The sequence below is a fragment of the Streptomyces hokutonensis genome (assembly GCF_000376565.1).
Taxonomy (GTDB): domain Bacteria; phylum Actinomycetota; class Actinomycetes; order Streptomycetales; family Streptomycetaceae; genus Streptomyces; species Streptomyces hokutonensis.
Genome location: NZ_BARG01000074.1, coordinates 22,460 through 48,854 on the forward strand (window position 1 = coordinate 22,460; position 26,395 = coordinate 48,854).

The following is a 26,395-nucleotide window of genomic DNA, read 5'->3' on the forward strand; positions in this document are numbered from 1 at the left end:
ACTCTATGCCGCCGAGTGCCGCGGCCAGGACCCGCCCCCGTGGCGGAGCACCATTGAGTCGACTACATCGACTGGCGCATGATCCAGTCCCGGATGCCCGGGATCGTGTACGCGACCTGCCAGGTCGCCATGTGCGCACTGGTCGTCGAGCCCGTCGGTACGACCGTGCCGGCCTCGAACGCGGCGAAGTTCACCGGCGTCCGCTGCGCCTTCATGCTCCGCACGTCCGCCGCGAACTCGGCCGCGGTCGACTGCCCGTCCCACAGCGCGGTGCTGACCTGCGTGCCCTGTTCCTGGATGACCGCGGTGATCGCCTGCTCGCCGGGGTAGGCCTTGGTGTCGTCTGCGGAGACCACGATCCACAGGTCCTTCTTCGCCAGCGGCGCGGCCTGCGCCTCGGGCCACTGCCCGGCGACGATGAACGCCGCCGCGAACAGGTCGGGGTACTTGATGTTCAGGCCGAGCGACATCATCGCGCCCATCGACTGACCGGTCGTATAGCGGCGCTTGCGGTCGATGCTGTACTGCTGCGTCACCGACTCGACGAGGTTGGCGGTGGCGTCGAAGAGGGTCGACGGCAGGTAGTCGTCGTCGATCACGACCGAGCCGTATTCGGGAGCCAGTACGAAGGCCTCGTGCCGGGCCTGGTCCTCCGGGCTAGCCCAGCACACCGCGCCCAGCCCCTGCACCAGCGGACCTTCGGTCGCGACGTTGACCACGCTCGCGTCGTGCATGAACAGCACCAGCGGGTAGCGCTTGCGCGGGTTGTAGTCCTTGGGCACGAACAGGTTGTAGTTCAGGGTCTGGCCGGTCGCCGGGTCGTTGAAGGTGAACTGCTGGAAGTCGTCGACGATCAGGTTCTTCACCGCGTCGGTGGTCAGTTCCGTGGTGCTCGCGGGGTACCGCGTGCCGTGGGCCGTGGTGACCGTGCCGGCCTGCGTGAGCGTGGCCTTCGCCGCGACGATGGTGCCGCCGGGGGTGGTGTCGCCGACCTTCGGGCCGCCCGCCCCGACCCCGCCGCCGGAGTCGCCGGTGCCGGTACCTGTCCCGGTCCCGCCGGTGGGCGGGGTGCCGCCGCCCTGCTGGGTCACCCACAGGGCCGCCGCCGTGTCGTCCGGGGACAGCTCGACGATGACGTAGCGGCCGTAGCGCGCCCGCTCGGCGAGGTCGGCGGAGCGGTTCGTGTAGACCTTGGTCACGGTGCGGTCGGTGACCGTGAACGTCGAGGTCGAGAGCGTCCGCGCGTCGATCTCTCTGTCGTACTCGACCGCCACCGCGACGAGCTTCTGCCCGGCGCCGAAGACCTGGGTGATGGCGGTGAGGCCCTTCACATGGTCTCCGCCCGAACCGCCCGAACCGCCCGAACCGCCCGAACCGGCCGTACCGGTCGTACCGGTCGCGGCCGTCGTCCCGCCCGCCTCCTGCGCCGAGCTGGGGGACGCGCCGGCGAACACCACCAGGGCCCCCGCCGTCGCGGTCGCGGTACCGGCCATGAACCTACGCCTGTCCATGAAAGGTGAGCTCCTTCGATCGAGGTTGTCAGGGCTGCCGGGCGCCACTGTCCTGCCTCAATCTGTGAAGCGATAGGCGAAAGAAGAAGCGTTTTCACAGGGGACGCAGAAGTTCCCTGGTCGTCCCGGTGAATTCGCTTCGCGCAACCTTAGTTGGCGCGAGTTATCGCGCCGCAATTATTGACCCGCATTCCCCCGATTCGGCGGCGGCGGAAATTCGACGACGAAAACAGGCCGTATTCAGAGCGAACTCAGAGGGACCGGTCCATGACCCACTCCCGGATGCCGGGAATCGTGTACGCGACGTGCCAGGTGGCCATGTGCGCGCTGGTCGACGAGCCCTTCGGCACGACCGTGCCGGACTTGAACGAGGCGTAGTTGACCGGCGCCTTCTGCGCCTTCATGCTCCGCACGTCCGCGGCGAACTGCGCGCCCGTGGACCGCCCGTCCCATACCGCCGTCGCTACGGCCGTACCCTGCTCCTTGACGACCTTCGTGATGGCGTTCTCGCCGGAGGAGGACTTGTCGTCGTCCTGCGAGACGACGATCCAGAGTTTCTTTTCCGCCAACGGCTTCGCCTGATCGGACGGCCACTGCCCGGCGACGACGAAAGACGCCCCGAACAGTTCCGGATACTTGATGTTCAGGCCCAGCGTCATCATCGCGCCCATCGACTGCCCGGTCGCGTAGAGCCGTTTCTCGTCGAGGCTGTACTTCTTCGTGAGCGCCCGCACGAGATGCGCGGTGGTGTCGAAGAGCGGCGACGGTTTGTAGCTGTCGTCGATCACGACGGAGTCGTACTCGGGCGCGAGCACGAAGGCCTCGTGCCGGGCCTGGTCCTCGGGGCTGGCCCAGCACACCGCGCCGAGGCCCTGGACGAGTGGGCCTTCGGTCGCGACGTTGACCACGCTCGCGTCGTGCATGAACAGGACCAGCGGGTAGCGCTTGCGCGGGTCGTAGCCCTTGGGCACGAACAGGTTGTACCTCAGGGTCTGCTTCGTCACCGGGTCGGTGAAGGCGAACTGCCGGAAGTCGTCCACGATCAGGTTCTTCACCGCGCCCGTGGTCACCTTTGTGGCGCTCGCGGGGGAGCGGGTGCCGGAGGTGGTGGTGACGGCGCCGGTCTGGGTGACGGTCGCCTTCGCGGCGACGATCGTCCCGCCCGGCGTACTGTCCCCGACCTTCGGACCGCCTCCGCCGGGCGCCGCACTGGAGGTCCCTGCGGGCGAGGAACTGGACGCGGTGCCGCCGCCCTGCTGCGTCACCCACAGCGCCGCCGCCTTGTCGTCCGACGACATCTCGACGACGACGTAGCGCCCGTCCCTGCCTCGCTCCGCGAGGTCGGCGGACCGGTTCGCGCAGACCTTGGTGACGGTCCGGCCGGTGACCTTGAACGTAGACGTCGACAGGGCCGAACCGGCGATGTCGGCGTCGTACTCGACCGCCACCGCGATGAGCTTCTGCCCGTCGCCGTAGACCTTGGTGATCGCGGTGGCGCCCCGGACGTGCCCGCCGGCCGGAGCCGTCGCGCTCACGGCCTCGCCCTCGGCCCGCGCCGTGCACCCGGCGGTCCCGCCGAGCACGGCCAGGGCGCCGACGGCACCGGACCCCACGATGAACCTGCGCCTGTCCACCACGACGGACTCCCTCGCTGAGCTGCGTTCGGCCCCCACCTCAACCCGGCCGGGGGCGCCCCGCAACGGGAGATCAGCCGCTGATCAGGAACTCCGCACACCGCTCGCCGATCATCACGGTCGGCGCATGCGTGTTGCCCGACGGCACGGCCGGCATGACCGACGCGTCCGCGACCCGCAGCCCCGGCACCCCGCGCACCCGCAGCAGCGGATCCACGACCGCGTCGGGCCCGGTGCCCATCCGGCACGTCCCGACCTGATGGTGGTAACTGGCCAGGTTCCGCTTCACATACGCGGCGATCTCGTCGTCCGTCACGACCCCCGGCCCCGGCGCGACCTCCCGCGGCCGCCACTCGCCGAGCGCCTTCTGCTCCCCGATCTCCCGCGCCTGCCCGACCGCCGTCACCATCGCCCGCAGGTCGTACGGCTCCTCGAAGTACCGCGGATCGAGCGCGGGCGCCTCGCCCGGATCGGCGGACCGCAGCCACAGCCGCCCCCGGCTCAGCGTCCGGATCGTGCCCGGCGCGACGGTGTACCCGTGCCCCTCCGCCGGCACGTCCTGTCCTACGACGGGCAGCGGCACGTGGGACATCACCGGCTGGAGGTCGGGGGCGGCGAGCGCGGGATCGGTCTTCGCGAAGTACTGCGCCTCGATCTTGTTGGACGTCCCCGCCGGCACCGGCCGCGCCGACTCGTACACCACCGGGGCGAGCGCGTGATCGTGCAGATTGGCCCCGACCCCCGGCAGATCGGCGACCACCCCGATGCCGAGGGCCCGCAGTTCGTCGGCGGGCCCGATCCCGCTGAGCAGCAGCAACTGCGCCGAGCCGATCGTCCCGCCGGACAGGACCACATCGCCCGCACTCCGTACAGCGACGGTCCGGCCGCCCTCGACCACCTCCACCCCGCACGCGCGCCCGCCCTCGACGAGCACCCGCACCACCGGCGCACCGGTCAGCACGGTCAACAGCGGGCTGTCCAGCACCGGTTGGACGAACGCCGTCCACGCGCTGACCCGCCGCCCGTCGTCGACCGACCCGGTCGCCACCACACTCGCGGTGAGCGACGGCCGTACGACCGCCACGGTCACCGGCCCGGCCTTCGGCGCCGTGTGCGCGGCGGCGGCGTCGGCGGGCGACTGCACCTGCGTCCCGGCGAACCACCCACCGGCCCCGACCAGCACCACGGCCGAGACAACGAGCCCAAGTCGCCTACGCCCGCTGCCGATCCGCCCCGTGCCCTCTCCCTCCAGGCGGCTCATCCGTCCTCCCCGTAGTACGGCTTGGCCTTCTCCTTGGGGAAGTACGCGGCGCGGAACTTCCTGCCGCAGTCCAGGTCCTTCAGGGCGATGTCGATGTCCTTGTTGAGGAGGGGCAGCGCCGTCTCCTTGCTCATCGACATGAAGTTCTCCGGCAGCTTCCGGGAGATGTCGAGGCGCACCATGTCGACCATGCCGGTCGGCTGGGTGGTGGAGACGGGGATGCCCTGACCGGTCAGACAGGTCGCGAACTGCTGCGCGAGCTGCACGAGTTGGGGATCTCCGTTGAGCGCGAGGCCGTTGGCGTGGTTCGCGTCGTCGCGGGCCTTCTCCGCGTTCTTCTCGGCCGCCGCGCTGAGCGCCGGTCCGTGCGCCGCGACCCGCCCGACCTCCGAGCAACCACCGGGCTTCTCCTCCGCCTTGGACTTGGCCGGGGGAGCGCTCAGCGCGATGTCGTAGGCCTTCTTCTGGGCCTCGGTCAGCCCGTCCTCGTCGTGGTCCACGGGTGTGGTCCGCTTGGCCTGCGCGGCCTTGCTGAAGGGGACGTCAGGGTCGTTCGGGTAGACGGCGCCGGCGTAGTACCCGAAGCCGTACTTCTGCCGGAACTGCTTCGCCCGCGCGTAGTCCTCCCCGTCGACCGACGCGAGCGGATCGACCGCCGCCGAGGTCCGCACGTACGGGGTGTAGGTGAAGCCCTGTTTCTTCATGCAGACCGCGATGGCGTTCTCTTCGATGTACTGCTGCTTGGTCGCCTCGTCCACGCCGTCGGGGACGGTGAGTTGTACGGCGCCGTTGGCCGTGGTCGTGGTGGCGGCGCCGGATCCGCCACTCGAACTGCCGCTGGACGCGGTCGACTTGGCGCCTGTGCCGCCGCCGCAGGCGGCGAGAAAGGGGGGCAGGCCGACGGCGAGTGCGGTGACCAGGGGGCTGCGTATGTCGGGTGTACCAAATTTGGGCATGCCGATGCCATCCTTGTCGTCGGGTTTGATCAAGATGTGTGTCGGAGGTGCGCCGGCTCAGCCGCCGGTCTCCTTGACGGCGTCGAAGATGCGCGGGTCGGTGGCCACTTGGAGCAGCGGAGTGTCCGTCCAGGGACGGCCGCGACTCCCGCGGTCGGCGGCCTCGTCGAGCGAGCCCGCGATCACCTGTACCGTCCATCCGCCCGAGGTCAGGTAGCTGACACCGGTCGCAAAGGATTTCTCGTTGCGGAGGCTGCTCGGTTTGGGCAGTCCCATGTCGGACACGTAGAAGAGCAGCACGCTGCCCGAACCGCGCCTGGTCAGGCTGCACCTGTAGGTCAGGCCGTTCCACGGAGAGGCGAGCACGCGGCCGTTGCTGTTCAGGCAGGCCTGGGCCGGGTGGGCGTACGACGGATCCACGGCGGTCCGGCTGACGCCCACGTAGAGGTCGGCCGTGCTGCCGTCGGAGGCGGTCACCCGGAAGTACCGTCCGGGCCGCAGGGGTTGGCGCGGATTCCCGGCCGCGAGCTCCGCGCCGTAGCGAGCGGGCAGGATCGACCGCAGCAGCTCCAGCGACGGATACCAGACCGTCGGCTCCGCCGCGGGGAGCGTCGGAGCGCTCTGCGGCCGGGGCGCGAGCAGCGCGTGCCCGCCGAGCGCGAGCACCCCCGCCATGACGGCGGCGCTCACCGCCGCCCCGGCCCGCCGCCGCCGGCGCAGCCGCGTGCCGCGCACGACCGCGCCCGGCACGAGGTCCGGCATGGGCGGCTCCGGGACCGAGCCCAACTCCGCGAACACGTCGCTCAGTTGGGACTCGTAGGCGAACTGGTCGAACTGTTCACTGCCCTTCCCAGCCATGCTCACCACTCCGCCCGCAGATAGTCAGTGCCGGTGCCGGTGCCGGTGCCGGTGCCGGTGCCGGTGCCAGCGCCGGTGCCGGTGCCGGTGTCTGTCGTAGTGCTAGTGCCGATCCCGGGGTCGTTGCCGGACTCGGCGAGGATGCGCCGGAGGGTGCCCAGCCCCCGGGAGGTCTGGCTCTTCACCGCGCCGACGCTGCACCCCAGCGCCGCCGCGGTGGCCTCCACGCTCTGGTCCTCCCAGAACCGCAGCACCGGTACCGCCCGTCCGCGCGGCGGCAGTTGCCGCAGGGCGTCCAGCAGCGTCAGCCGTAGATCCGGATCCGAGACCGGGGCCACCACGTCCTCCTGGAGCGCCCCCGATCCCGCCCGCTCCCACCAGCGGCGGCGCCGGGTCTCGTCGATGAAGGTCCGGTACAGCACCCGCCGGGCGTAGCCGTCCGGCGACTCCAACTGCCGTACCCGACGCCACACCGCGTACAGCTTCGCCAACGCCGTCTGCGTGAGGTCCTCGGCCAAGTGCCAGTCCCCGCACAGCAGATGGGCCGAACGCCGCGGATGCGCCTGCCGGCTGCGCGTGAAGTCGTCGAAGTCCAGCCCGCTTTCGACGACACCGCCGGCACCGGAGACGTCCTGCCCGACCGGCGTCCGGATCACAGGCCACCTCCACCCGGCACCGGCGCGGTGCGCGGTGAGAAGCACTTCATGCCCATGGAACGGGCGCACGGGCCAAGGAGGTTGTCACGTCCGGAGAATTTCTTTCGCCGACGGTCACCGGTCACAGCAACAATGGCGACAATGAACGACCGCGACGGACAAGCGGGACAACAGGACAACAGGGCAACGGGGGTGCGGTGGTGGGCAGTTCGCCGAGACAGCGCTACGGCGCGACGGTGTGGCAACGGCTGGGCCCCGTGTTCCCCATGCTCGTCGTCGGTGTGGCCCTCCTCGTCGCGTCCTTGACCGGCTCACCGCCCCCGGACGCGCTGGCCGCCTGGCTGACCGTCTGCTTCGGCCTGCTGGTCCTGGACATCCTGCTCCCCGCGTACTTCGGCGTCACCCTCACCGAGTCCGCGGCCGTGGTCCGCAACCTGCGCCGCCGAACCATCCCCTGGGCCGACATCCAGTCCATCCAGATCGAATCCATCATGGGCACCAGAACGGTCGTCCTCTACGAGGCGAACGGCCGCAGGACCCGGCTACGGTCCCCCAGCACCGGCTTCCTCGCCTGGGACCGCCGCTTCGAGGAGAAGTTCCACGTCATAGGCCAGTGGTGGCTGACCCACCGGGGCCCCGACTGGACCCCACTCCCACCCCGCCCGGCCTGGACGACCACCCCACAGACACCGGACGAGAAGAACCCGTTCGCTCCTCCTGCGTGACGGCGACTCGTTCACACGCGATGGAAGACGTCGAGCGGGCCGTATGCGGTCGGTTTGCCGTTGGCCAGCTCGGGGTGGTCGCCGACGCGGTTCCGGAGGATGCCGATGGTGTCGGGCCACACGGTGAAGTGCCCTCCCGTGCCGGTGAGGATGCGGTCCCAGTCCTGGGAGGCCGAAACGCCGGTCCGGTCGATGACGAACCCGCTGCACTCGGCCGCGTCCTGGTCGAGCATGCGCACCAGTGCCGCTACCGCCTCCTCGCGGTCGGACACGGGGACGTCGGTGAGGCGCAGCGTGATGCTCTGCGTCGTCTCGTCCGTGCGCCGCACGATGCCGGTCAGGGACTGGTCGTACCCCTTCCAGCACGCGAACTCGGTTTTCGAGTAGCGGTCGTCGGCCAGTGCGGCGGCGAGGGCAGTGCCATCACCCATCAGGGGTTCGCGGTTCCCGACCGGCGTCTCGCGGAACCCGAACAGGGCATTCGTCAGGGGGTGCACGGCGGAGAGCCCGGCGTTCTCCAGCTGGGTGAGGAGCCGGCGTGCACGTCTGCCGTCGAGCTTGGGCACGTACCAGGTGAAGAAGCCCGCGGCGGTCCTGGAGGCGTTCGTGGCGGGGGCGTTGTCGGGGAACTCCTCGTGGAAGATCTGCCTGGCTCGTTCGTCGGGTACGGCAGGGGCGGTGTAGCTGTTGGCCCGAATGTGCTCCAGGAACTCCTGCGGTAGGGCGACATGGTGACGGCGCACGTAGTGCACGAGGTCGATCGGCCAGATCCACGTGCCGTCGGTCAACAGGGACTCGGAGCCCGCGATCCACTCGTCGCCGGCGAGGGCGTCGCGCTGAGCGCCCATCGTGGTGTAGATCTCCCGAGCCGATTCCAGGTAGGCGAGGACGAGGTCCTCGTCCCGGGGCCCGCTGTCCTGTACGGCGTCTCGCAGGGACGGCGCGTGATCAGCCATGGTGATCCGGCCGCCGGTCTCCCGATAGAAGCCCGCCCGCTTGATCATCTTCACTCCTGTGAGCCTGCCGCCAGTGAGCCATGGGCAGCTACGTGCGCCAATAGCGATTGTTGCCAATGGTGGACAACGAGACTTGAGGCCAACGACGATGGGCCCCGCTGCGAACAGCGGGGCCCATCGACATCGTGCCCGGTGAGGCACTGGCGGAGGATACGAGATTCGAACTCGTGAGGGGTTGCCCCCAACACGCTTTCCAACTGTGGTGGTGGGGTCGTGGCGCTCGTGCAAGGGCGTTCACCTGCGTTCAAGGTCGGCTAGCCGCCGAGATGGTTTGACCCCTTGGCTCCCTCTGAACGGCGGTGAACGTGGCTGAATGAGACGGAAACTGAGACGGGCCCGGGTGTCGGCACCGTAGGGTCTCGGAAATCACCATCAAGTTCGGACCGGCCTACGCCGTCAGGGAGTGACCATGCCCAGTGGCCTGGAGCTACAAGCTTCGGGCCTCATCATGAACCGCTCATGCGTTGTCGATGCGGTCGCAATGTGGCCTTGCGGAAGTTGGGCGTGGAACTGGGGAAGGATGCCGGAAAGAAGGGGACCCTGATCTCCGTTGTCAAAACATCGACGAGAAAGGCGGCGATACCGCCGTCGTAGTGGTGCCACCGGTAGCCACGGGGCTCGTTGATGGCCAGGGGCCATGTGTCCGGGGATGCTGTCGGTTCTCGGACCCAGTAGATGCGGTCCCCGTTGTCCGAGCCGCCGACTGGGACGAGCATCTCTTCCGCTGCGGGCAGTTCGCCGCCGGCCCGCAGCATGGAGCTCAGATTCACCAGGGCGCGACTAATCTGGTTCTGAAGATCGGCGGTGGGGACTGCCGACATCGGCTGCCAGAGTCCGAGGAACGAGTCGAACGACCCTAGCGGATAGTGGGCCATCAATTCCCTGTAGTCGCCTGGAAGGATGTACCCGAGCTGGGACTCCAGGAACTCCCACTCCACCACTTGCGGTGAAGCATCGGGCGGACACATTCGTAGAAGTCGTTCAACTGGTGACATGACTGTCATTCCACTCCTAGCGACACCGGGTAAGTCTGCCTGGGGGATGCCCTGGCATTGTCTGTAGTGGCGAGTCAAGGTGTACCTGCTGCCGCATGTCACCAGTTTGGAAGATCGCGTATGCGGAGCGGGGCCGACCTGCCGAGACCTTGACCTGCCGGTTCTCGGGTCGCTCGTCGGCGTTCCCCGCTACTCCCCGCCGGTCGCCGCTCGATCGGGCACGCGGAGGACACGGAGACGGGCCTTCGACTCGCTGCCGCGCGATCTACGGCTCACCGCACTCGGGGACGCACATCATGCGGTGAGCCGGCACGACAGGTTCGCTCGGTAGCGGATCGATTCCACGGACCCGTACGGCCACGATATCCGTGGGGACAGGGGATCGGTCCGGAACCCTCGTCAAACGCCACCTGAAGGCCGCTGGGACGTCTTTCGCGGGCAACTCCACCATTGCGAGGCTGACCCACCGATCGTAGGTGGTCGGGTACACGCGAACCAAAGCACCGCATTCCGGGCAGCGTGGCGGCTCGATCTAAGTCACGTCGTCCGGGTCGGGGTTCGGTCTGGGCGGGGCTGTGGCTCCATCGGCTTCGGCCATCTCGTTGGCGTAGGTGTTCCAGCACCTCTCGCAGTAGCTCGCCATGAGACCGAACCGTCCGCGCTCACGCACGCTGGGGCTGCTCTCCCCGCAGCGATGGCATGCCAGCTGGTCACGATCCCGAATCGCCCCCATGTGTTCGAGTGTGAGCGAATCTGACCGGATCTCAGTAGGGCGTGAATTGGCCTAATTCGGCGGCGACGTGCGCGAGCGACGATCCGAACGTGCTGAAGGGCCTCGACTGGAGCCGAGGCCCTTCAGTTGTTGCCCCTCGATGCGAACTACGGGCGGGGCGGTCACTGAGGTCTGTCAGGCACGTCAGTCGGCTGCTTGGGCTGGGTGACGGCCGTTCAGAGGCGCGGAGGTTGCTGTACTTCGCTGCTGTACGGCACCCCTAAATCGTCCGCCTGGACGGGACAGCATTGACGGCTGACGCTTGCGCGATCATGAGCACATGGAATCGTGGACGATCAAACACTTCTCCCAGGCCAACCCGGAGGGAACCGGGCAGGATGACGTGCCTGCGCTGCTCCGTAGAGTCGCAGACTCCATCGAAGACCTTGGCTTGGTCGAGGTTCAGGATCTCGTCATACATACGGAGATCACCGCAGACGGCTACCGGCCAAGTCTTACGGTCTACTACCACGACGCCGAAGACTGATCCGGGCTGTACACGGACGCTTTGCGCTTGGTCCGCTTCCTTATCAGGTCGATCCCAGGGGATTGGAGTTCTCGGTCGACCGGCCGTGGTCCGCGAGGGATCGTCCGCCGGGGTTCGGCGCTGACCGCCCGTGTATGGGGCTGTTGGTGTCAGGCGTGGGTGTCAGGAAACGGGCGGACTTGACAAGTTCGCCGTCGCCGCTTGAACGGTCGCATGCCCCAGACTCTGTGGCTGCCCGGTGTTCCCCGTGGCTTACCGCTCGGTCGGGCACGGCTGGGGTACGGGGGCTGATCCGTAGCTCTACACAGATCGGTCTCATCAGCCAGTCAAGGCGGGTTCCGCTGCACTCAGGGCTGCTTAGGCGGCAACGACTTATCTGGCGTCGAGGAACTATTCGCCGTCCCCTTGTAGCACCCGTAAAAACAGCCGTAGGCAAACAGCGCCAGCACCGCGGCCGAGGGCGCGTAGGTGAGGCCCATGCCGAACAGGCAGGCCAAAGACAGGCTGCTCAACACAAAGCCGAGCAGGCCCAAGAACACCCTCAACAGTTCGCTCCTTCCGGCCAGCGCGAGGGTAGCGCTGGCCTGGGGCGGGCGGAAGACCCAAGAGAGCGGATCAGAACCCTGAACCTGCCCACCCACCTCCCCCAGCTCCCATCCCGTCCGCCGTCGACCCACACACCGTGGAGCGGGCGTGGTTCCTGGCGTCCAGGTGGAGCGCGCCACTGTACGAACGACCTGGACGCCAGGGGCCGCGTCTGCTCGGCTCTGCCTGGGTCGACGGCGGACGGGATGGGAGCTCCCCGCGCACGCCACTACGAGCCCGCGGTCGGGAACGGCGCCCCCTCCATCCCGGTGCCGGCCGATCCCCCGCCGGAGGCATCGTCGTGACCGTGGGCCGCTCTATGCGGTGATCGACTCATGGCTTCCGGCCCTGTCCACATGTGGGCGCGCGTCGGCGTCGGCCGCGCCGAGCGGGCCGAAGGCAGGAGCGCGGGCGGGGCCAGAGCCGGGAAGCGCGCCCGGCGGAGCGGAGCGCAGCCGGGGCTTGAACCAGTAGAGAAAGTTGTAACTCAGTCGGGCGCGTGAGGCTGTTGCGCTTTCGTGGCTGGGGGCTGCCCGGCCTGGGCCGGTGCTTGCTGCTGATCTCCGTGGTCGGAGGCTCGGAACTCGTCCAGGAGGTCGAAGAACATCTCAAGGGCGGGCTGGCCGGCCTGCTCCGAAGCGCGCTCGATCTCCACTGCCCAGCCCAGGGCGCTGGGGTATGCCATGCCCAGCTTTTCCCCCACCCAGCGAGCGAACGGTCCCAGGCTTCCGGTGGAGAGGTCGGAGTTCTCATCGATGCCGTGAACGCTCAGGGCGGCCTGGTATCCGAACAGCATGGATTCCAGGTGCAGTAGCGAGTGGCCCCGCACCCACATGCCCGGACGCAGCCTCACTTCCTCCAGGAAGTCGTACACATCTGTCAGTTCCCCCAGTTGCCTGGGAGCCCTCCCGGCCTTCCTTGCTCCTGCCATGCGGGGACCCTAGTCGGGGTGGCAACGTGGCCGCACAGGACTATCCGCTTAGGCGGGCTTGAAGTCGTGGGCGCACGCTGGGAGTTCGAAGTCTTGGCGGTGTGCAAGCGGCAGGTAGATCACCGGTCTGAACCGCTCCAGGTCTGATGGAGGCTCCGGACTGCCCCGAGTTGGGTGGAGTCGAGTTGCTTGGTTTCAGGCTACTGGCGGGGTACGGAGTTCGTACTCCACCGGACTGAGCATGCCCAGTGCGGAGTGCCTGCGCTGTCGGTTGTGGAAGATTTCCAGGTATTCGAAGAGTGCGGTGGACAGCTCCACCCGGGTGCGCCACCGTCTGCGGTTGAGCAGCTCGACCTGGACGCGGGCCCAGAAGGACTCCATCAGAACCGGGGCATACCACACGGGGCTGACCGCCTCGCGATGCGGCTGCTCAAGCAGGGCTGACCGGTGCGCTGGCGCTGGCGATGAGCTGCTCGGCGGCGGGCAGGAAGACCTTGAGGTCGGCCTGGTCCTTCCCTTCGATCCCGACGGCGAACAGATGGCTCCTGCCTCCGTACCTGACGTCGGCCAGGTACAGCCGTAGCACCGCAGGTTCGGCAAGGCCGTAGATGTTGTCGCCGGCATTCGGCCAGGTCAGGAAGTCCGCGCAGGCCCGTGCCGGGCAGTCGGAGGCTTCGTTCACCGCCTTGCTGGAGATCTCGATGTCGACCAGCTTCGCCGGGAGAGCGCCGGTACCGATAGTGCCGCTCTTGGGTTCGGAGACGTGCAGGTTGGGACGGCCTTTGAGCCAGGTCAGCAGGCCTGATGTGGTCCTGGGTACTCCGGCGGCGCGTTTCCGGTTTTTGCCTACCGGGATGATGTCGGACCAGAACAGGACCCGGTGCGTGTCCCAGTAGCCCTCCGGTGCCACGGAGAACTCGACGGGCTGGTCCTCATGGCTCTCCCACCGTCCCTTGAAGGTCACCTTCAGCTGTCCGTTGAAGAAGTGTGTCGTCCGGTGCGGGCCCGCTTGCAGGGTTCCGGGATCAGAGAGCCCGGAGAGGCACGCGGGTGCGCAGCCCGGGATTCCCGCCGATGCCGTGGTCGTCGGGGTCCTGGATGGACTACCCGAGCCACCGGCTTCCCCTGAACCGCTGCTGCTGCACCCGCTGACGAGTGCCGCGGACAGCAGGACCGTAAAGAGTCCGACGACGGATTTCATGACGGACTCCCCTTGTCCGGCGGCCAGGTCGGCCCAAATCCTCCCAGAGGTCGTGAAGGACGTGAAGGAGCACGGGAAGGGCACATCTATGGGTATCGGCCCGCATGGCGCGCTCATCCCGGCTTGCGGGCTCCCTGTGCCCTGCAACTTCAAGACGGACGAGGCTCGATGGGAAACCATGCGGTGTGGTCGTTGAGCCAGGTGATGACCGCTCTGCCCATCAACAGGGCTAGCGGCAGGAAGAGTTGCTGGTCTGACGGTCCATGTGATGCGTGTGGTGACGTGGGTGACGGACACCGCCCACGGTTCCCTGTGCGAGGGGGATCGAGGAGGAGATCCGGGCTCGGATGCCTACCGACTCCCCGCGACTTGAGTACGGTTCGCGTCATGAGTGGGGGACCGTGGACCGGCAACGATCGCGAGCACAATGACGCTTGTCATGAGCGTTGGTTGCCGGTGCGGAACAGGGTCACGGACCGGCCGGGGTATCGGGACGACTGGTACGACGCGCAGTGCGGTGGTTGTCGGTTCTGGGTCGCGCTGGGTGGGGAGTTAGGGCGGGACTGGGGGGTCTGTACGCGCCCCGGCTCGGTGTTCGACGGGCGGGTCCGGGTCGAGCATGACGGCTGCGAGTTGTTCGCCGGCCGGGAAGACGGTTCCTTCGGCTGAGTGCGCTGCATGCGCTGAGTTCGGCTGATCGTTGCGTGGAACAGAAAGGCCCAGGTCACCGACCTGGGCCTTGTCCGTGCCGCTGAAGCCCCCTCAGTCCGTCGCCCCCGGCTTCACCACCGTGTCCACGAAGTCGCCGATCGCGCCCAGCGTCGCGCCCAGCTGTTCGATCTGGGGGAAGTGGGCCGCGTCCGGGATCGGGGCGAAGTGGCCGTTGGGGAAGGAGTCGGCGTAGCCGCGGCCGTACTTGAGGGGGGCTATGCCGTCTTCCTCGCCCCAGACGACCAGGACGGGGACCGTTACGCGGTGGAGGCGGGCGCGGAGTTTCGGGTCGTAGGTGAAGTGGTCGCCGCCGTAGACCGCGAGGGTCTTCTGGTTGGCGGCTGCTGCGGCTCGCTGTTCGTCGGTGAAGGAGGCGAAGTCGGGGCGGAACTCCGGCTTGGCGAAGGAGAGTTGGCTGACGTCGGTCGGGGCCATGGTGCGGGGGTCCACCACCCGGTTCTCGACCATGTGGGCGTGGATGCCGACCGCGTTCAGGAGGGTCAGGGCGCCGATGCGGCCCTGGTTGTCGCGCAGGGCCATCTCCGCGGCGATCCAGCCGCCGACGGAGTTGCCGATGACCATGACGTCCTTGAGGTCCAGCGTGTCGAGCAGGTCCAGGTAGGCGACGGCCAGGTCGGCGACGGTGTCGAAGCGGTCCGGGCGGGCGGTGCCGTCGAAGCCGGGGTGGGTCGGGGTGACGACGTAGACGTGTTCGGAGAGGGCGTTCGAGATGCCGGCGACCGTGCGGGGGCCGGCGCCGCCGTGCAGGACCAGGACGCCGGTGCCCTCGGTGTTCTCGCCGAACTCCTGGATGGTGACGGTGAGTCCGCCGGGGAGGGCGACGGTGCGGGAGGGGGCGGGGGACGTGGCGGAGGTGGGCATCGTGAGTCCTTTTCGCTTGGCTCGCCTGGGCTTTGGCGCTTGCTGAGAGCTGGCTCTCGTGAAGGTAGGGGGTTCGCTCTCTTTATGCAAGTCCACTCTCACGATGAGAGTTGGGTGTGCCGGGGAAGGTAGCCGCGCTGCTGGGTTACAAGGTGGTCAGCAGGTCGTCGAGGGGCGCGGGAGTGCGGTCGGGGGTGAGGGCCTCGACCAGGACCCGGCCGTAGTGGATCTTGCGGCCCGACGTCGTGCCGAAGAAGCGTCTCAACTGCTGCTGGATGGAGCGGCCTTGCTGGGCGGGCTGGTTCAGGAAGGTGCGGAGGGGGCGCAAGTCGCCCTCCGCGTCGATGAGTTCGGTGACGCGGGTCGGGCCCAGTGCGCGGATCAGTTCGTCCTCCAGGTCCGCCGCGCAGACGAAGACGGTCTGGTGCGGTGCGCCCACGCTGTCGAAAGCCCGGGTGTAGTAGGGGTGTTCGCGTTCGTCGCACAGGCCGGTGAGGCGTAGGCCAAGGCCGGATGGGGATGGGCCCAGGAGGCGGGCGTAGCGGCCTACGTTCATCGCGCCGCCCATCGACAGGACGCAGACTCCCTCGGCGGGCAGGTCCCGGCCGCGGGCGGTGGCCAGTGCGTCCACGGCTGCTACGTCACTGGGGCCTTCGAGCAGTACGGCGACCCGGACGCCGAGTTCCGCTGCCGACTCGCGTGCCGCGTCACCGGGGTCACCGGCCGCCGCCCACACCGCGACCGCCTCCCGGAACCGCTCCATTTCCCCCGTGCTCACCATGTCGACCATGAGACGAGTCTCCGCTCCTCCCCGGCCGATCCGGTAAGGATTTTTCGCCGGGCAGGGGAGCAACCAGCCGCGCAGGCCCCCGCGTTACGCGTCCGGCAGCGACTCCGTGAGGTGTTCCCAGGCCGGCCCCGGACCACTCGCCCGGGCTCAGACCGGTCACCGGTCACCGGTCACCAGTCACCAGTCACCAGTCACCGGTCACCAGTCACGGGTCACCGCTCACCCGGCCTCAGACCAGCCGCCGTAGATCCTCCAAGTACCGCAGGACGGCCGCGACCCGGCGGTCCACCTGGTCCGTCGGGGAGAGGTCGAGCTTGGCGAAGATGCTGCGGATGTGTTTGTGGACGGCGCCGTCGGTGACGACGAGCTTCTCGGCGATGGCGGAGTTGCCCAACCCCTCGGCCATCAGGGCGAGTACGTCGCGTTCGCGGGGGCTGAGGCGTTCCAGGCGGGTGTCCTGGCGGGAGCGGGTGAAGAGCTGGGCGACGACCTCGGGGTCGATGGCGGTGCCCCCGGCGGCCACCCGGTGCAGCGCGTCGAGGAACTCCTCGACCCGGCCCACGCGTTCCTTGAGGAGATAGCCGAGACCGTTCACCCCGCCGCCGAGCAGCTCGGTGGCGAAGCTCTGCTCGACGTAGGCCGACAGGACCAGTACCGCCAGATCGGGGCGGCGGCGCCTGGCCTCCACCGCGGCGACGATCCCCTCGTCGGTGTGCGTCGGCGGCATCCGTACGTCGAGGATGGCGACGTCCGGCCGGTGTACGTCGATGGCGTCCAGCGCCTCGTCGGGCGTGCCGGCGGTGGCCACCACGTCCAGCCCCTCGGCCCGCAGCAGCAGGGCGAGGCCCTCGCGCAGCAAGGGGTCGTCCTCGGCGATCACGATCCGCATGGCATGTTCCATCTCGTCCACCTCATGTGCCACAGGGGAGATCCACCGTCAGGACGGTCGGGCCGCCCGGTGGGCTGGTCAGGGTGAGATCGCCGTCGTGGGCGGCGATGCGGCGGCGGATGCCGGTGAGGCCGGAGCCGCCGTCCTCGTCGGCGCCGCCCCGGCCGTCGTCCTCGATGGTCAGCAGCAGTCGGCCGGCACTGCCGCGTGCCGTGACCGTCGCGTGCCGTGCGCCGCTGTGCTTGGCGATGTTGGTCAGGGCCTCGGCGACGACGAAGTACGCGGTGGCCTCGACGGACGCGGCACAGCGCGCGGATACGTCCACGTCGATCCGGCACGGCACCGCGCAGTCCGCGGCGAGACCGGACAGCGCGCCCGCGAGGCCCCGGTCGGCCAGCACCGGCGGGAGGATGCCGCGGGCGACCGTGCGGAGTTCGGCCAGGGCCTGTTCGGCGGCGGACTGGGCGCGTTCGAGGAGTTCGTCGGCGCCGGCCGGGTCGCGGGCGACCATACGGCGGGACGCCCCGATCAACACCGCAACGGAGACAAGGCGATTCTGCGCGCCGTCGTGCAACGAGCGCTCGATGCGCCGGAGTTCGGTGGCGTGGGCGTCGAGGGCGGCGGCCCGGGTGGCGGTCAACTCCGCTACGCGCAGGGAGAGATCGACGTCGGGACCGGCCGCGAGGAGCCGTCGTCCGGGGTCCGACTGGAGGCGGGCCATGCCGGGCGTCAGCCCCAGGATGATGGCGATCCAGCCCACGCCCAGCAGCGCCACGGCGAGGGCGTCCGCCCAGGTGTGCGCGTTGCCGACGCCCAGGGAGGTGGCCGTCGTGTTCGCGGGCAGGAACTTCCAGTACAGCGGGAACGCGGTGTCCCGCACGGCGAGGACCGGCAGCAGCACGCCGAGCAGCCCGAGCAGCAGGCCCAGGGTGGAGTGCCGTACCAGCCAGCGCAGTTCGCGGTGGGTCGTCGCGTCGGCGAGGGCGAGCCGCAGCCGGGTGGGCGGCGGCTCCGGGGCGACGACCTCGGGGCCCCGGCGGGCGAGCCGCTCCCGCTCCCGGCCGGCCAGCGCGTGCAGGGCGCGCAGCAGCGCGGGCGCCATGAGCAGCCCGACTCCTACGACACTCGTCGCGGCGGTGACGGCCAGCCACAGCACCAACAGGCCTGCGAGCACTGCCGTGTTGAGGCCGGAGGCGAGCTGCGCGAGGGCCTGGCCCGCGGTGCTCAGGGCCCGTAGCGCGAGGTGCCGGACGCTCTCGCGCGGGGCGGCCGCCCCGGCACCGGCCGCCCCGCCGCCGCCCTCGCTCGTGCTCGCTGTCATGCGAACGACCCTATGCCGTACGGCAGTTCCGCGCGGGCGCCGAGCCGCAGGAGTACAGCCTGCTGTACCTCGCATCCGGTGGGCTGCGGGATCGGCCGGGAGGGGTGCCGGTCCATAGCGTCGACGACGACAGCGGAAGCCGTACGAAACCCCGGGAGCAGCCCCGATGCAGAACACGACGACCCCCGATCCCGCCGACCGGATCGGCACCGGCGACATCGCCCGCGCGCTGCTCTGGGTCACGGTGGTGGCCAGCGCGCTCGCCAACATGGCGGCCTCCTTCGGCGGCGCCGACACCTGGGTGCACCTGGTGTGCGGCGCGGTCACCGTGCTGTGCGCGGGCACCCTCGTCGTACGGAACCTGAGGGGCCGGCGATGAACACCACGGTCACCCCAGTCACCACCGCGGCCATCGCCCTGGAGGGCGTCAGCAAGTCCTACCCGGGAGGCGTACGAGCCCTGGACGACGTGTCGTTGACCGTGGAGCGCGGCACCTTCCTCGCCGTGATGGGACCCTCGGGTTCCGGCAAGAGCACGCTGATGCACTGCGCCGCCGGGCTCGACTCGCCGACGTCGGGCAGTGTCCGAATCGACGGCCACGAGATCGCCGGGCTGAACGAGACCCGGCGCACCCAACTCCGGCGGGAGCGCGTCGGGTTCGTGTTCCAGGCCTACAACCTGATCCCCTCCCTCTCGATCGAGGACAACATCACGCTGCCGCTCCGGCTGGCGGGCCGCCGTGCCGACCGCGACTGGCTGCGCACCCTGGTGGAGCGGGTCGGACTGGCCGACCGGTTGTCCCACCGCCCGGCCGAACTCTCCGGCGGACAGCAGCAACGGGCCGCCGTCGTACGGGCGTTGGTGGCGCGGCCCGCCGTCGTGTTCGCCGACGAACCGACCGGCGCGCTCGACCTGCGCAGCGCCCACGAGGTCCTCGACCTGCTGCGCGACCTCGTGAACGACCTGCGCCAGACGGTCGTGATGGTCACCCACGACCCGGCCGCCGCCGCCCGCGCCCACCACGTGCTGGTGATGGCGGACGGCCGGGTCGTCGAGGCCCTCAAGGCACCGACCGCCCCCGAACTGGCCGGCCGTCTCGTCGAGTTGGGGAGGGCCTGAGCCATGTTCCGTCTTGCACTTCAGATGGTCGGACACCGGATCACCGCGCTGATCGCCGTGGCCTGCGCGGTCCTCGGCGGTGCGGCCCTGCTCACCGCCACCGGTGTCCTGGCCGAGTCCGGCCTCCGTTCCCACCTCCCCGCCGGGCGGCTCGCGGGCGCGTCCGTCGTGGTCGCAGCCGACCAGGAGTACCACCCGGCCGGCGACCTCCCGCTCGCGCTTTCGGAACGGCGCCGCGTACCCGCCCAACTGGTCCGCGAACTGGGCGAGTTGCCGGGCGTCACCGCGGCGGTCGGTGACATGAGCTTCCCCGCCGCGCTCCTCGACGCCCACGGGAGGGTCGTAGCGGCGGAGGACCCGCAGGTGGCGGGGCACGGTTGGTCCTCGACCCAACTGCTGGCTGGTGCGCCGCACATCACCGGCCGCGCGCCGACCGCCGCCGACCAGATCGCCGTGGACAGCGCCACGGCCAGGGCGGCAGGCATCGAGCCGGGCGACACGGTCCAGGTCGTCGTCAACGCCCGCCCGGCGACCGGCTATCGAGTCTCGGCGGTGGTCGACGCGCCGGGCGGCGGCGTCTACTTCGCCGATGCGGCGGCCCTACGACTCTCCGAGCACGCGGACCGGGTCGACCTGGTGGGGCTGCGTACCGCGCCCGGTGCCGAGGCGCGGGTGGCCGCCGAGGTGCGTACGAAGCTCAAGGGCACCGGGCTGCTGGCCGTCACCGGGGCCGGACGGGGCGACACGGCCGCGCCCGGGGCCGGGGCGTCCCGGTCGCTGCTGGTGCTGTTGGCCGGTTCACTGTCCGGGATCGTCGTGCTGATCACCGGGTTCGTGATGGCGAGCGCGCTGGCCGTGTCGATCGGCGGGCAGCGCCGTGACCTGGCGCTGATGCGGGCCGTGGGGGCGAGTCCGAAGCAGATCCGGCGGCTGGCGGCCGCGCAGTCCACCGTCGTCGCGGCGGTCGCCGTCGGACCCGGTGTCGGACTCGGCTATCTGCTCGCCGGGCAGTTCCGTCGGCTGCTCGCCGACCGGGGGGTCGTACCGCCCGAACTCCCGCTCACCTACAGCCCGTTGCCCGCACTCGCGGCGATCGTGCTGCTGGTCCTCGCCGTGCAGGTGTCCGCCCGTTGCTCGGCCTGGCGTACCTCGCGGATGCCGGCCACCGAGGCGGTCGCCGAGTCCCGCAGCGAGCCGCGCGAGCCGTCGCGGACCCGGACGCGGATCGGTCTGGTCGTGATCGCGGTCGCTCTCATCATGTCCGCACTGCCGCTGTTCTCGCGCACGGTCCTCGGCGCCACGGCCACCTCGATCGCCGGGATCGTCGGGGCGATCGGCCTGGCCCTGGCGGGTCCGGCGCTGGTGCGGGGCATCGGCGGTGCGGCGGCCCGCGCGACGCGGCACGGCGGCTCGGCGTCGACCTGGCTGGCGATGGCCAACCTGCGCGCCTACGCCCTGCGCAACGCGGGCATCGTCTCCACGCTGGCCATGGCGGTCGTGTTCGTGCTGACGTACACCTTCACCCAGACCACCGTGCTGGCCGCCACCGCACACGACACCAGCACCGGAACACTGGCCCAACTACGGCTCGGCGCACCGGGGTTGGGAGGTCTGCCCGACGGCACGCTCGCCGCCGTACGGAAGACCGCCGGGGTGCGGGCCGCCGCGCCGGTCTCCACGACGACCGTGGTGTGGGAGTACGAGCAGTTCGGCGACAAGGCGGCCGAGTCGGGTGCCGCGACGATCCTCACCCCGGACGCGGCGGGCGTCCTCGACCTCGACGTCCGGGACGGCGGTCTGGACCGGCTCGCCGGTGCGACCGTCGCCGTCAGCAGTGACGTAGCCCGCACCCGCTCCGCGACGGTGGGCCGCACGGTGAGTCTGGTCCTCGGTGACGGAACTCGCGTGAAGGCGAAGGTCGTCGCCGTGTACGGGCGGGGCCTCGGCTTCGGCTCGGTGGTGCTCTCGCACGACCTCGCCGCCGGACACACCACGACGGCACTCGACCAGTCGCTCCTGATCCGCACCGACGGAACGGCAAGCGCCCAGCAGCACCTCACCGCCCTCGCGGCCGACCGCCCGGGACTGGTCCTCGCACCCGCCAACTCCCCCTCCACCGGCGGCCTTTCGGACGCCCCGCCCGAGGTGTGGATCAACCTCGCCCTCATCGTGGTCCTGCTCGTCTACCTCCTGCTGAGCATCGCCAACAAACTGGTCGCGGCCACCGCGCAACGCCGGGTCGAACTCGGCGCCCTCCGCCTCAACGGCACCACGCCCCGGCAGATCCGCGCCATGATGCGCCGCGAGGCCGCGGTCACCGCCGCCACCGCGCTCACCACCGCCCTGCTGCTCTCCGCGGTCCCCCTCGCCCTCCTCGGCCAGGGCTTCCTGGGCCGCCCCTGGCCGGCGGGCCCGGTCTGGCTGCTCCCCGCCCTTGCCCTCACGGTCACGGCGACGGCCTTCCTCACCATCGAACTCCCCACCCGCCAGGCCCTGCGGACCCCGCCGGCCGACGCGATCCGCGCGCAGTGAGCGAGGGGCCGGACGGGAGCGTGAAGTGAGTTAAGGAATGATCCGGTCCGGCGGTGAAAGGATCCGGGCGGAGCCGGACAGGACAGGTCGTGGAATCCATGACGGAACAGGAGACGCGCCGGATGCGGCGGGCGCGTTTCGAAGGGCTGGCGCGGGTGGTGGTGGAACCGCTGCACCGGTATCTGCTGCGGCGGGCGAGCACCGAGACGGCCGAGGACGTCCTCTCGGAGACACTGCTGGTGCTGTGGCGGCGCCTCGAGGACGTCCCCGGGCTCGGCGACGACGTCACGCCGGACCCCGACGACGTACTTCCCTGGTGCTACGGGGTGGCTCGGGGTTGCCTCGCCAACGCCCGCCGGGCCGACGGGCGCAGACTCCGGCTGGTGGAGCGGCTGATCAGGACCCAGCAGCGGGCCCCGGAGGAGGCCGCCGAGCACAGCGAGCTGCATGCCGCGCTCGACTCCCTCGGGGCGGCGGACCGTGAGGTGGTGCGGCTGTGGGCGTGGGAGGGGCTGGCGCCGCGGCAGATCGCGGAGGCGACCGGGTCGACGCCCAACGCGGTGAGCATCCGGCTCCATCGGGCGAAGGCGAGACTCGCCGACCGGCTGGGGCGAAAGAATGGCGCACTGCCCGGACACAAGAGCGATGAAGGAAGGAGCGGTCGGTGAACGACGACGAACTGCTGGCCCGGCTGAAGGCCGCGGACCCCGCGCTGACCCGTAGTGCTCCGCCGCCCGACATCGATCAGCTTGTGGAGGCCACGTTGAACACCGTCACACCTACCGCCCCTCTTGACGCCGGTGCGCCCTCGGTACGGTCCCGCCGGCACCTCCTCGGACTCGCGGCGGCGGTCGGTCTTCTCGTGCTCGGCGGCGGTATCGGGGTGGGGGTCATGGCGAACGGCGGTGGCGGTGGTACGTCCAACAATCAGGCAGGCCGCGGGAGTTCGGCCGCCGCCGGGGCCCTGAGGCTCACCGCCGAGGGCGGCTCCGCGAAGTGCATGGCGCCCACCCCCGAGAGCCTGCGCGGATACCCGACGCTCTTCATCGGAACGGTCACGTCCGTCAAGGGCACCGTGGTCACCTTCCGCGTCGACCACTGGCTGAAGGGCGGCACCGCCCGCACGGTCGTCCTCGACAGCGACACCAGCCGCCCGGAGGCGCTCACGTTCAGCGACGGCGAGCGCTACATCGTCGCCGCCAAGGACGGCGTAGTACCCGTGTGCGGCGCGAACGGCGTCACGGCCGACGACATCCCCAAGTTCCGCAAGGCGTACGGGAAATGACCACCGGCCCCGTCCCGGCTCCGGCTACCGCAGTGCGCTCGCGCGCCGGTGGCCGGGGATGTCCAGCCACCGGGCCGCGGCCGTGCGCGCCACCGGAAGGAAGTCGGCCCGGGCCAGGATCGCGGTGAGCAGGTCGTCGCGCGAGGCCATGCCCAGCGCGTAGACCAGGCTCTCCAGCGTGGCCGCGGTCACCGGGTCCCGGTCGCTCAGCCATACGGCGTGGTGGTGGGCGACGGCGGTCCGCAGGAAGTCCCCGCCGGCCCGGTCGGCCGCCACATGGCCCAGGCCGCGCACGGCGGCGTACGCCGTGGGCCGCGGCACGCTCGGCAGCACCGCGAGCCGCTGGAGCAGCCCGCGGTGGCGGTGGTCGCCGAGGACGCGCAGCGCGTCCAGCAGTACCACCGCGAGCCGTTCGTGCCGGACGGCCGACGGGCGGACCAGCTCGGCGGCGAGCGCGTCCGCGAGCACCGGGCGGTACGGGGTGGCCGCGAGCAGGAAGGCGGCGTAGAGGCGGACGTCGAAGAGCGGACTGGCCAGCGTCTCGGCGACCAGCGCGGCCGGGATCGCGGGATCGCGCACCCGGTCCGGTTCTACGGTGCCCAGTCGCGCCGTCACCCTGCCGACCGCCGCCGCCACCAGCGCACGGGCGTCCGGATCGGACCCGCCCCTGTCCCTGCTCCCGTTCCTGTGGTGTTCGTCCGGCCGAGTCGAGGCGCGGCGGCCCCGTACGGCTCGGGCGTACTCGGGGTGCAGCGCGGACAGATGTTCGCGCAGCGGCTCGACCTGGTCGCCGGTCGGGCCGCCGCCGGAGTCCCGCACCGCCCGGACGAGAGTCCGCAGCTGGCCGTCGTCGAAGTGCCGGTAGCGCACCTTGCGGAAGCACGCCATCACCGCGCCCCGGTGCGCCAACGGCCCGCTGGGGCGGGCGAGTTCGCTCAGCACCAGGTCGGCCGCGTCGGGGTGCCCGCAGTTGTCCAGCGCGCAGACGATCTCGGTCGCCGTCAGCCGGGCCCGTCCGGCGGCCATCGCACCGCACACGGCGATGACGGTACGGCCGCCCCGCCGGTGGTTCAGCAGCCGGTTGAGGGACTCGAAGCGGAGCATCCACGGCAGGTCGTCGGCGATCACCATCTCCTCGACGAGCCGTTCGGCCAGCGCGGACCAGGTGCCCGACGGCATCAGCACCACGTCGGGACGCGCGCACAGGCCGTCCACCAGCTGGTCCCAGTCGTCACCGGTCATCACATCGCCGGACACCGCCTGCTCCAGCAGGTCTTCCAGCGGCCGTACGGCGGGGCCCGCCGGGTCGACGTCCAGGACGGGACCGGGTGCCCAGTAGCGCCACACGGTGCGCGCGGTGGCGGTAAGTGTGTTGCGGGGCAGCGCGAGCAGTTCCTCGTAGCGGCGAACCGCCCGCCAGGGAACGGGAGTTCGGCCCGTCTCCCAGCGCGAGACGGTGCTGACGCTCACCTCGCGGTCGTACACCCCGCCGTGGAAGGCCGCCGCGAAGGCCGGCAGCGATCTCAGCGAACTCTCCCCGGCCAGCAGGCGGTTGACCCGTAACAGCCAGGCGACGCGGGCCCGTCGGCCCAGTGCGGAACCCGCGGCGACCGCCGCGTGAGCATCCATCCGGCAAGTCTGGCAGGACCCGGACATCACCAGGGCAAGGACGACAAATGTCACCGCCATACCCCGTTTCCCACCGTCCGGCGACCGCCGTTGCACCGCGCGGCGAGCCGTGCAACGCACCCGGAACGGGCACCGCCGACGGGGTACCAACGGGGCACCGGCCCCCGACGGGCGGGTCCGGCACGGGGGTGCGGACCCGCCCCGTCGGCGGGGCGGGTGCGTGCCCTTCGGTGTGACGAACGTCCGTCCGATCGAGTGGACTCGCCGGGACGCGCAACGCAGGAGGACCCTCCGCCGGACTCCGGATGGTGGCGTGGCCACCTCAACCCCCAACCGGAAGAAGCGCCCCGGCATGCGACGTACTCCTTCCCGACGCCTGGTGGCAGCCGCGCTGCTGGCGGCGTCCGTACTGATCCCGACGGCAACCACATCCGCCGTGGCCACGACGGCCACGGCAACCGTCTCCCTCCCGGGTGCCGACCGGGACCACTGCCCGGCGGGCCCGGCGGGCGGCCTCGGTCGTACGACGACCGCCCGGCTGGACAAGGCCGTCGCCGACGTCCGCCGCCAGGCCGGGATTCCCGGTGTCGTCGTCGGGCTGTGGATGCCGGGCAAGGGCTGCTACGTCCGCGCGACCGGCGAAGCCGACACCGTCACCCACCGCCCGATGACCACCGACCTGTACGCGCGCATCGGCAGCGAGACCAAGACCTTCACGGTCACCGCGCTGCTCAGGCTCGTCGACGAGGGGCGGATCCGGCTGGACGACCCGATCGCGCGCTACGTCCGCGGGGTGCCCGACGGCCGGCACATCACGCTGCGCCAGCTCGCCGAGATGCGCAGCGGACTCTTCCCCTACACCGCCGACCCCGGCTTCGTGCACGACCTGCTGAGCGACACCAGCCGCTACTTCACCCCGCGTGAGGTGCTCGCGTACGGCTTCAAGCACGACAACACGTTCGCGCCGGGCACCCAGTTCGAGTACTCCAACACCAATCTGGTGCTGCTCGGCCTGGTGATCGAGAAGGTCAGCGGGCAGCGCGCCGCCGACTTCATCGAGCGGCGGGTGCTGCGCCCGGCGCACCTCGGCCACACGCTGCTCCCCGGCGGCCCCGAGTTCCCCGACCCGCACGCGCGCGGCTACACCAACCAGACGCTGAGCGGCGCCGTCGCGGACGCCACGGACTGGAACCCCAGCTGGGCCTGGACGGCCGGCGCGATGATCTCCGACCTGCACGATCTGCGCAGCTGGGCCAGGACCGTCGCCACCGGCACCCTCCTCAGCCCGGAGACCCAGCGGCAGCGGCTCAGGACGCTGCCGACCGGCTTCCCCGGCCTCAGCTACGGCCTGGGCATCTTCGAGAGCGGCGGCTGGATCGGCCACAACGGCTCCATCCCGGGCTACGAGACCGTCACCGTCTACCTCCCCTCGCAGAAGGCCACCCTGGTCGTCATCCTCAACACCGACATCACCTACGGCGGCCAGGAACCGTCCTCACTCGTCGCCCGCGCGGTTACCGAGATCGTCACCCCGGACAACGTCTACGACCGGCCGGTCCCGTCGAACCCGGAGTCCCTCCGCTAGCGGTTCCCGCCCCGGACGGAGGCGGCACAGGGACGAGGAAGCCCCCTTTCCCGTCCCTGTGCCG

Annotated in this window: 27 protein-coding genes; 9 read left to right on the forward strand and 18 right to left on the reverse strand. The window is 70.3% G+C overall.

All coding sequences use genetic code 11. The annotated features are described in order from the left end of the window. Nucleotides 1-62: 62 nt before the first annotated feature. From SSP08S_RS40230 to SSP08S_RS56830, 6 genes are all read right to left on the reverse strand, one after another. Nucleotides 63-1,511, reverse strand: a complete 1,449-nt coding sequence (locus tag SSP08S_RS40230) for an alpha/beta hydrolase-fold protein (protein ID WP_245608052.1) — start codon at nt 1,509-1,511, stop codon at nt 63-65. Nucleotides 1,512-1,762: 251 nt separating this feature from the next. Further along, nucleotides 1,763-3,148 (reverse strand): twin-arginine translocation signal domain-containing protein, encoded by a 1,386-nt coding sequence (locus SSP08S_RS40235; protein WP_019073316.1) that lies wholly within the window; start codon nt 3,146-3,148, stop codon nt 1,763-1,765. Between the two features lie 70 nt (nt 3,149-3,218). Continuing rightward, complete coding sequence (locus tag SSP08S_RS56825) at nt 3,219-4,406, reverse strand: GMC family oxidoreductase (RefSeq protein WP_245608053.1); 1,188 nt, start codon at nt 4,404-4,406, stop codon at nt 3,219-3,221. Further along, nucleotides 4,403-5,362, reverse strand: coding sequence for a hypothetical protein (locus SSP08S_RS40245; RefSeq protein ID WP_051106076.1), 960 nt, complete (start codon nt 5,360-5,362; stop codon nt 4,403-4,405). The genes SSP08S_RS56825 and SSP08S_RS40245 overlap by 4 nt, the downstream gene beginning before the upstream one ends. 57 nt (nt 5,363-5,419) lie before the next feature. After that, nucleotides 5,420-6,220, reverse strand: coding sequence for a hypothetical protein (locus SSP08S_RS40250; RefSeq protein WP_019073319.1), 801 nt, complete (start codon nt 6,218-6,220; stop codon nt 5,420-5,422). A 2-nt stretch (nt 6,221-6,222) separates the two neighbouring features. Beyond that, nucleotides 6,223-6,876 carry a SigE family RNA polymerase sigma factor gene (locus SSP08S_RS56830; RefSeq protein ID WP_019073320.1) on the reverse strand — a complete coding sequence of 218 codons (654 nt, stop codon included), beginning with the start codon at nt 6,874-6,876 and terminating at the stop codon, nt 6,223-6,225. 200 nt (nt 6,877-7,076) lie between these two features. Between SSP08S_RS56830 and SSP08S_RS40260 the strand changes: the two genes are divergently transcribed. After that, nucleotides 7,077-7,601 carry an ABC transporter permease gene (locus SSP08S_RS40260; RefSeq protein WP_245608054.1) on the forward strand — a complete coding sequence of 175 codons (525 nt, stop codon included), beginning with the start codon at nt 7,077-7,079 and terminating at the stop codon, nt 7,599-7,601. An 11-nt stretch (nt 7,602-7,612) separates the two neighbouring features. Here SSP08S_RS40260 and SSP08S_RS40265 read toward each other — a convergent pair whose 3' ends face one another. The 3 genes from SSP08S_RS40265 to SSP08S_RS63820 form a co-directional block, all read right to left on the reverse strand. Then, nucleotides 7,613-8,605, reverse strand: a complete 993-nt coding sequence (locus SSP08S_RS40265; RefSeq protein WP_019073322.1) for a hypothetical protein — start codon at nt 8,603-8,605, stop codon at nt 7,613-7,615. Nucleotides 8,606-9,063: 458 nt separating this feature from the next. After that, nucleotides 9,064-9,492, reverse strand: a complete 429-nt coding sequence (locus SSP08S_RS40270; protein WP_158697278.1) for a hypothetical protein — start codon at nt 9,490-9,492, stop codon at nt 9,064-9,066. A gap of 385 nt (nt 9,493-9,877) precedes the next feature. Continuing rightward, the gene (locus SSP08S_RS63820) at nt 9,878-10,144 is read right to left on the reverse strand and encodes a DUF6083 domain-containing protein (protein ID WP_281176164.1); all 267 of its coding nucleotides are present in this window, start codon (nt 10,142-10,144) and stop codon (nt 9,878-9,880) included. Between the two features lie 520 nt (nt 10,145-10,664). Here SSP08S_RS63820 and SSP08S_RS40275 point away from each other — a divergent pair. Then, on the forward strand, nt 10,665-10,871 hold the full coding sequence (locus SSP08S_RS40275) for a hypothetical protein (RefSeq protein WP_019073324.1): 207 nt from the start codon (nt 10,665-10,667) through the stop codon (nt 10,869-10,871). A gap of 347 nt (nt 10,872-11,218) precedes the next feature. On the opposite strand, the gene SSP08S_RS40280 is transcribed toward SSP08S_RS40275, so the two are convergent. The 4 genes from SSP08S_RS40280 to SSP08S_RS62110 all read right to left on the reverse strand — a co-directional run bounded on the left by SSP08S_RS40280 (nt 11,219) and on the right by SSP08S_RS62110 (nt 13,351). Further along, nucleotides 11,219-11,416 carry a hypothetical protein gene (locus SSP08S_RS40280; protein ID WP_019073325.1) on the reverse strand — a complete coding sequence of 66 codons (198 nt, stop codon included), beginning with the start codon at nt 11,414-11,416 and terminating at the stop codon, nt 11,219-11,221. 527 nt (nt 11,417-11,943) lie between these two features. Further along, entirely contained in the window at nt 11,944-12,330 is a 387-nt protein-coding gene (locus tag SSP08S_RS56835; protein ID WP_019073326.1) for a hypothetical protein, read from the reverse strand. 252 nt (nt 12,331-12,582) lie between these two features. Further along, nucleotides 12,583-12,768 carry an IS3 family transposase gene (locus SSP08S_RS62105; RefSeq protein ID WP_051106073.1) on the reverse strand — a complete coding sequence of 62 codons (186 nt, stop codon included), beginning with the start codon at nt 12,766-12,768 and terminating at the stop codon, nt 12,583-12,585. A 49-nt stretch (nt 12,769-12,817) separates the two neighbouring features. Next, a complete protein-coding gene (locus tag SSP08S_RS62110; RefSeq protein ID WP_019073328.1) occupies nt 12,818-13,351 on the reverse strand; it encodes a hypothetical protein in 534 nt (177 codons plus the stop codon). Between the two features lie 624 nt (nt 13,352-13,975). Here SSP08S_RS62110 and SSP08S_RS64640 point away from each other — a divergent pair. Then, nucleotides 13,976-14,257, forward strand: coding sequence for a DUF3027 domain-containing protein (locus SSP08S_RS64640; RefSeq protein ID WP_063739212.1), 282 nt, complete (start codon nt 13,976-13,978; stop codon nt 14,255-14,257). A gap of 93 nt (nt 14,258-14,350) precedes the next feature. Here SSP08S_RS64640 and SSP08S_RS56840 read toward each other — a convergent pair whose 3' ends face one another. The 4 genes from SSP08S_RS56840 to SSP08S_RS40320 all read right to left on the reverse strand — a co-directional run bounded on the left by SSP08S_RS56840 (nt 14,351) and on the right by SSP08S_RS40320 (nt 18,181). Then, the gene (locus SSP08S_RS56840; protein ID WP_019073330.1) at nt 14,351-15,181 is read right to left on the reverse strand and encodes an alpha/beta fold hydrolase; all 831 of its coding nucleotides are present in this window, start codon (nt 15,179-15,181) and stop codon (nt 14,351-14,353) included. A gap of 145 nt (nt 15,182-15,326) precedes the next feature. After that, nucleotides 15,327-15,971 (reverse strand): TOPRIM nucleotidyl transferase/hydrolase domain-containing protein, encoded by a 645-nt coding sequence (locus SSP08S_RS40310; protein WP_019073331.1) that lies wholly within the window; start codon nt 15,969-15,971, stop codon nt 15,327-15,329. Nucleotides 15,972-16,200: 229 nt separating this feature from the next. Then, nucleotides 16,201-16,860 carry a response regulator transcription factor gene (locus tag SSP08S_RS40315; protein WP_026179250.1) on the reverse strand — a complete coding sequence of 220 codons (660 nt, stop codon included), beginning with the start codon at nt 16,858-16,860 and terminating at the stop codon, nt 16,201-16,203. Nucleotides 16,861-16,882: 22 nt separating this feature from the next. Beyond that, nucleotides 16,883-18,181 carry a sensor histidine kinase gene (locus tag SSP08S_RS40320; protein WP_019073333.1) on the reverse strand — a complete coding sequence of 433 codons (1,299 nt, stop codon included), beginning with the start codon at nt 18,179-18,181 and terminating at the stop codon, nt 16,883-16,885. 166 nt (nt 18,182-18,347) lie between these two features. On the opposite strand from SSP08S_RS40320, the gene SSP08S_RS40325 reads away from it, so the two are divergent. The 5 genes from SSP08S_RS40325 to SSP08S_RS40345 all read left to right on the forward strand — a co-directional run bounded on the left by SSP08S_RS40325 (nt 18,348) and on the right by SSP08S_RS40345 (nt 23,117). Next, the gene (locus SSP08S_RS40325; protein WP_019073334.1) at nt 18,348-18,560 is read left to right on the forward strand and encodes a hypothetical protein; all 213 of its coding nucleotides are present in this window, start codon (nt 18,348-18,350) and stop codon (nt 18,558-18,560) included. After that, complete coding sequence (locus tag SSP08S_RS40330) at nt 18,557-19,300, forward strand: ABC transporter ATP-binding protein (protein ID WP_019073335.1); 744 nt, start codon at nt 18,557-18,559, stop codon at nt 19,298-19,300. Before SSP08S_RS40325 ends, SSP08S_RS40330 begins: the two co-directional genes overlap by 4 nt. A gap of 3 nt (nt 19,301-19,303) precedes the next feature. Continuing rightward, nucleotides 19,304-21,832 carry an FtsX-like permease family protein gene (locus SSP08S_RS40335; protein WP_026179251.1) on the forward strand — a complete coding sequence of 843 codons (2,529 nt, stop codon included), beginning with the start codon at nt 19,304-19,306 and terminating at the stop codon, nt 21,830-21,832. Between the two features lie 98 nt (nt 21,833-21,930). Then, the gene (locus SSP08S_RS40340) at nt 21,931-22,500 is read left to right on the forward strand and encodes an RNA polymerase sigma factor (protein WP_245608057.1); all 570 of its coding nucleotides are present in this window, start codon (nt 21,931-21,933) and stop codon (nt 22,498-22,500) included. Further along, entirely contained in the window at nt 22,497-23,117 is a 621-nt protein-coding gene (locus SSP08S_RS40345) for a hypothetical protein (protein ID WP_019073338.1), read from the forward strand. The genes SSP08S_RS40340 and SSP08S_RS40345 overlap by 4 nt, the downstream gene beginning before the upstream one ends. A 24-nt stretch (nt 23,118-23,141) precedes the next feature. Here SSP08S_RS40345 and SSP08S_RS40350 read toward each other — a convergent pair whose 3' ends face one another. Beyond that, the gene (locus SSP08S_RS40350) at nt 23,142-24,746 is read right to left on the reverse strand and encodes a helix-turn-helix domain-containing protein (protein ID WP_019073339.1); all 1,605 of its coding nucleotides are present in this window, start codon (nt 24,744-24,746) and stop codon (nt 23,142-23,144) included. 352 nt (nt 24,747-25,098) lie between these two features. Between SSP08S_RS40350 and SSP08S_RS56845 the strand changes: the two genes are divergently transcribed. Then, nucleotides 25,099-26,331, forward strand: a complete 1,233-nt coding sequence (locus tag SSP08S_RS56845; RefSeq protein ID WP_043260122.1) for a serine hydrolase domain-containing protein — start codon at nt 25,099-25,101, stop codon at nt 26,329-26,331. The last annotated feature ends 64 nt before the right edge of the window (nt 26,332-26,395 follow it).

What these genes read in the sequence shown, in the direction of transcription:
- SSP08S_RS40310 (WP_019073331.1), bottom strand. Translation starts at nt 15,971, where the DNA reads ATGGTCGACATGGTGAGCACGGGGGAAATGGAGCGGTTCCGGGAGGCG.
- SSP08S_RS64640 (WP_063739212.1), top strand. Translation starts at nt 13,976, where the DNA reads ATGAGTGGGGGACCGTGGACCGGCAACGATCGCGAGCACAATGACGCT.
- SSP08S_RS40320 (WP_019073333.1), bottom strand. Translation starts at nt 18,181, where the DNA reads ATGACAGCGAGCACGAGCGAGGGCGGCGGCGGGGCGGCCGGTGCCGGG.
- SSP08S_RS40340 (WP_245608057.1), top strand. Translation starts at nt 21,931, where the DNA reads ATGACGGAACAGGAGACGCGCCGGATGCGGCGGGCGCGTTTCGAAGGG.
- SSP08S_RS40250 (WP_019073319.1), bottom strand. Translation starts at nt 6,220, where the DNA reads ATGGCTGGGAAGGGCAGTGAACAGTTCGACCAGTTCGCCTACGAGTCC.
- SSP08S_RS40270 (WP_158697278.1), bottom strand. Translation starts at nt 9,492, where the DNA reads ATGGCCCACTATCCGCTAGGGTCGTTCGACTCGTTCCTCGGACTCTGG.
- SSP08S_RS56825 (WP_245608053.1), bottom strand. Translation starts at nt 4,406, where the DNA reads ATGAGCCGCCTGGAGGGAGAGGGCACGGGGCGGATCGGCAGCGGGCGT.
- SSP08S_RS40335 (WP_026179251.1), top strand. Translation starts at nt 19,304, where the DNA reads ATGTTCCGTCTTGCACTTCAGATGGTCGGACACCGGATCACCGCGCTG.
- SSP08S_RS40265 (WP_019073322.1), bottom strand. Translation starts at nt 8,605, where the DNA reads ATGATCAAGCGGGCGGGCTTCTATCGGGAGACCGGCGGCCGGATCACC.
- SSP08S_RS40230 (WP_245608052.1), bottom strand. Translation starts at nt 1,511, where the DNA reads ATGGACAGGCGTAGGTTCATGGCCGGTACCGCGACCGCGACGGCGGGG.
- SSP08S_RS62105 (WP_051106073.1), bottom strand. Translation starts at nt 12,768, where the DNA reads ATGGAGTCCTTCTGGGCCCGCGTCCAGGTCGAGCTGCTCAACCGCAGA.
- SSP08S_RS40275 (WP_019073324.1), top strand. Translation starts at nt 10,665, where the DNA reads ATGGAATCGTGGACGATCAAACACTTCTCCCAGGCCAACCCGGAGGGA.
- SSP08S_RS40245 (WP_051106076.1), bottom strand. Translation starts at nt 5,362, where the DNA reads ATGCCCAAATTTGGTACACCCGACATACGCAGCCCCCTGGTCACCGCA.
- SSP08S_RS40325 (WP_019073334.1), top strand. Translation starts at nt 18,348, where the DNA reads ATGCAGAACACGACGACCCCCGATCCCGCCGACCGGATCGGCACCGGC.
- SSP08S_RS40315 (WP_026179250.1), bottom strand. Translation starts at nt 16,860, where the DNA reads ATGCGGATCGTGATCGCCGAGGACGACCCCTTGCTGCGCGAGGGCCTC.
- SSP08S_RS40350 (WP_019073339.1), bottom strand. Translation starts at nt 24,746, where the DNA reads ATGGATGCTCACGCGGCGGTCGCCGCGGGTTCCGCACTGGGCCGACGG.
- SSP08S_RS40330 (WP_019073335.1), top strand. Translation starts at nt 18,557, where the DNA reads ATGAACACCACGGTCACCCCAGTCACCACCGCGGCCATCGCCCTGGAG.
- SSP08S_RS56845 (WP_043260122.1), top strand. Translation starts at nt 25,099, where the DNA reads ATGCGACGTACTCCTTCCCGACGCCTGGTGGCAGCCGCGCTGCTGGCG.
- SSP08S_RS56840 (WP_019073330.1), bottom strand. Translation starts at nt 15,181, where the DNA reads ATGCCCACCTCCGCCACGTCCCCCGCCCCCTCCCGCACCGTCGCCCTC.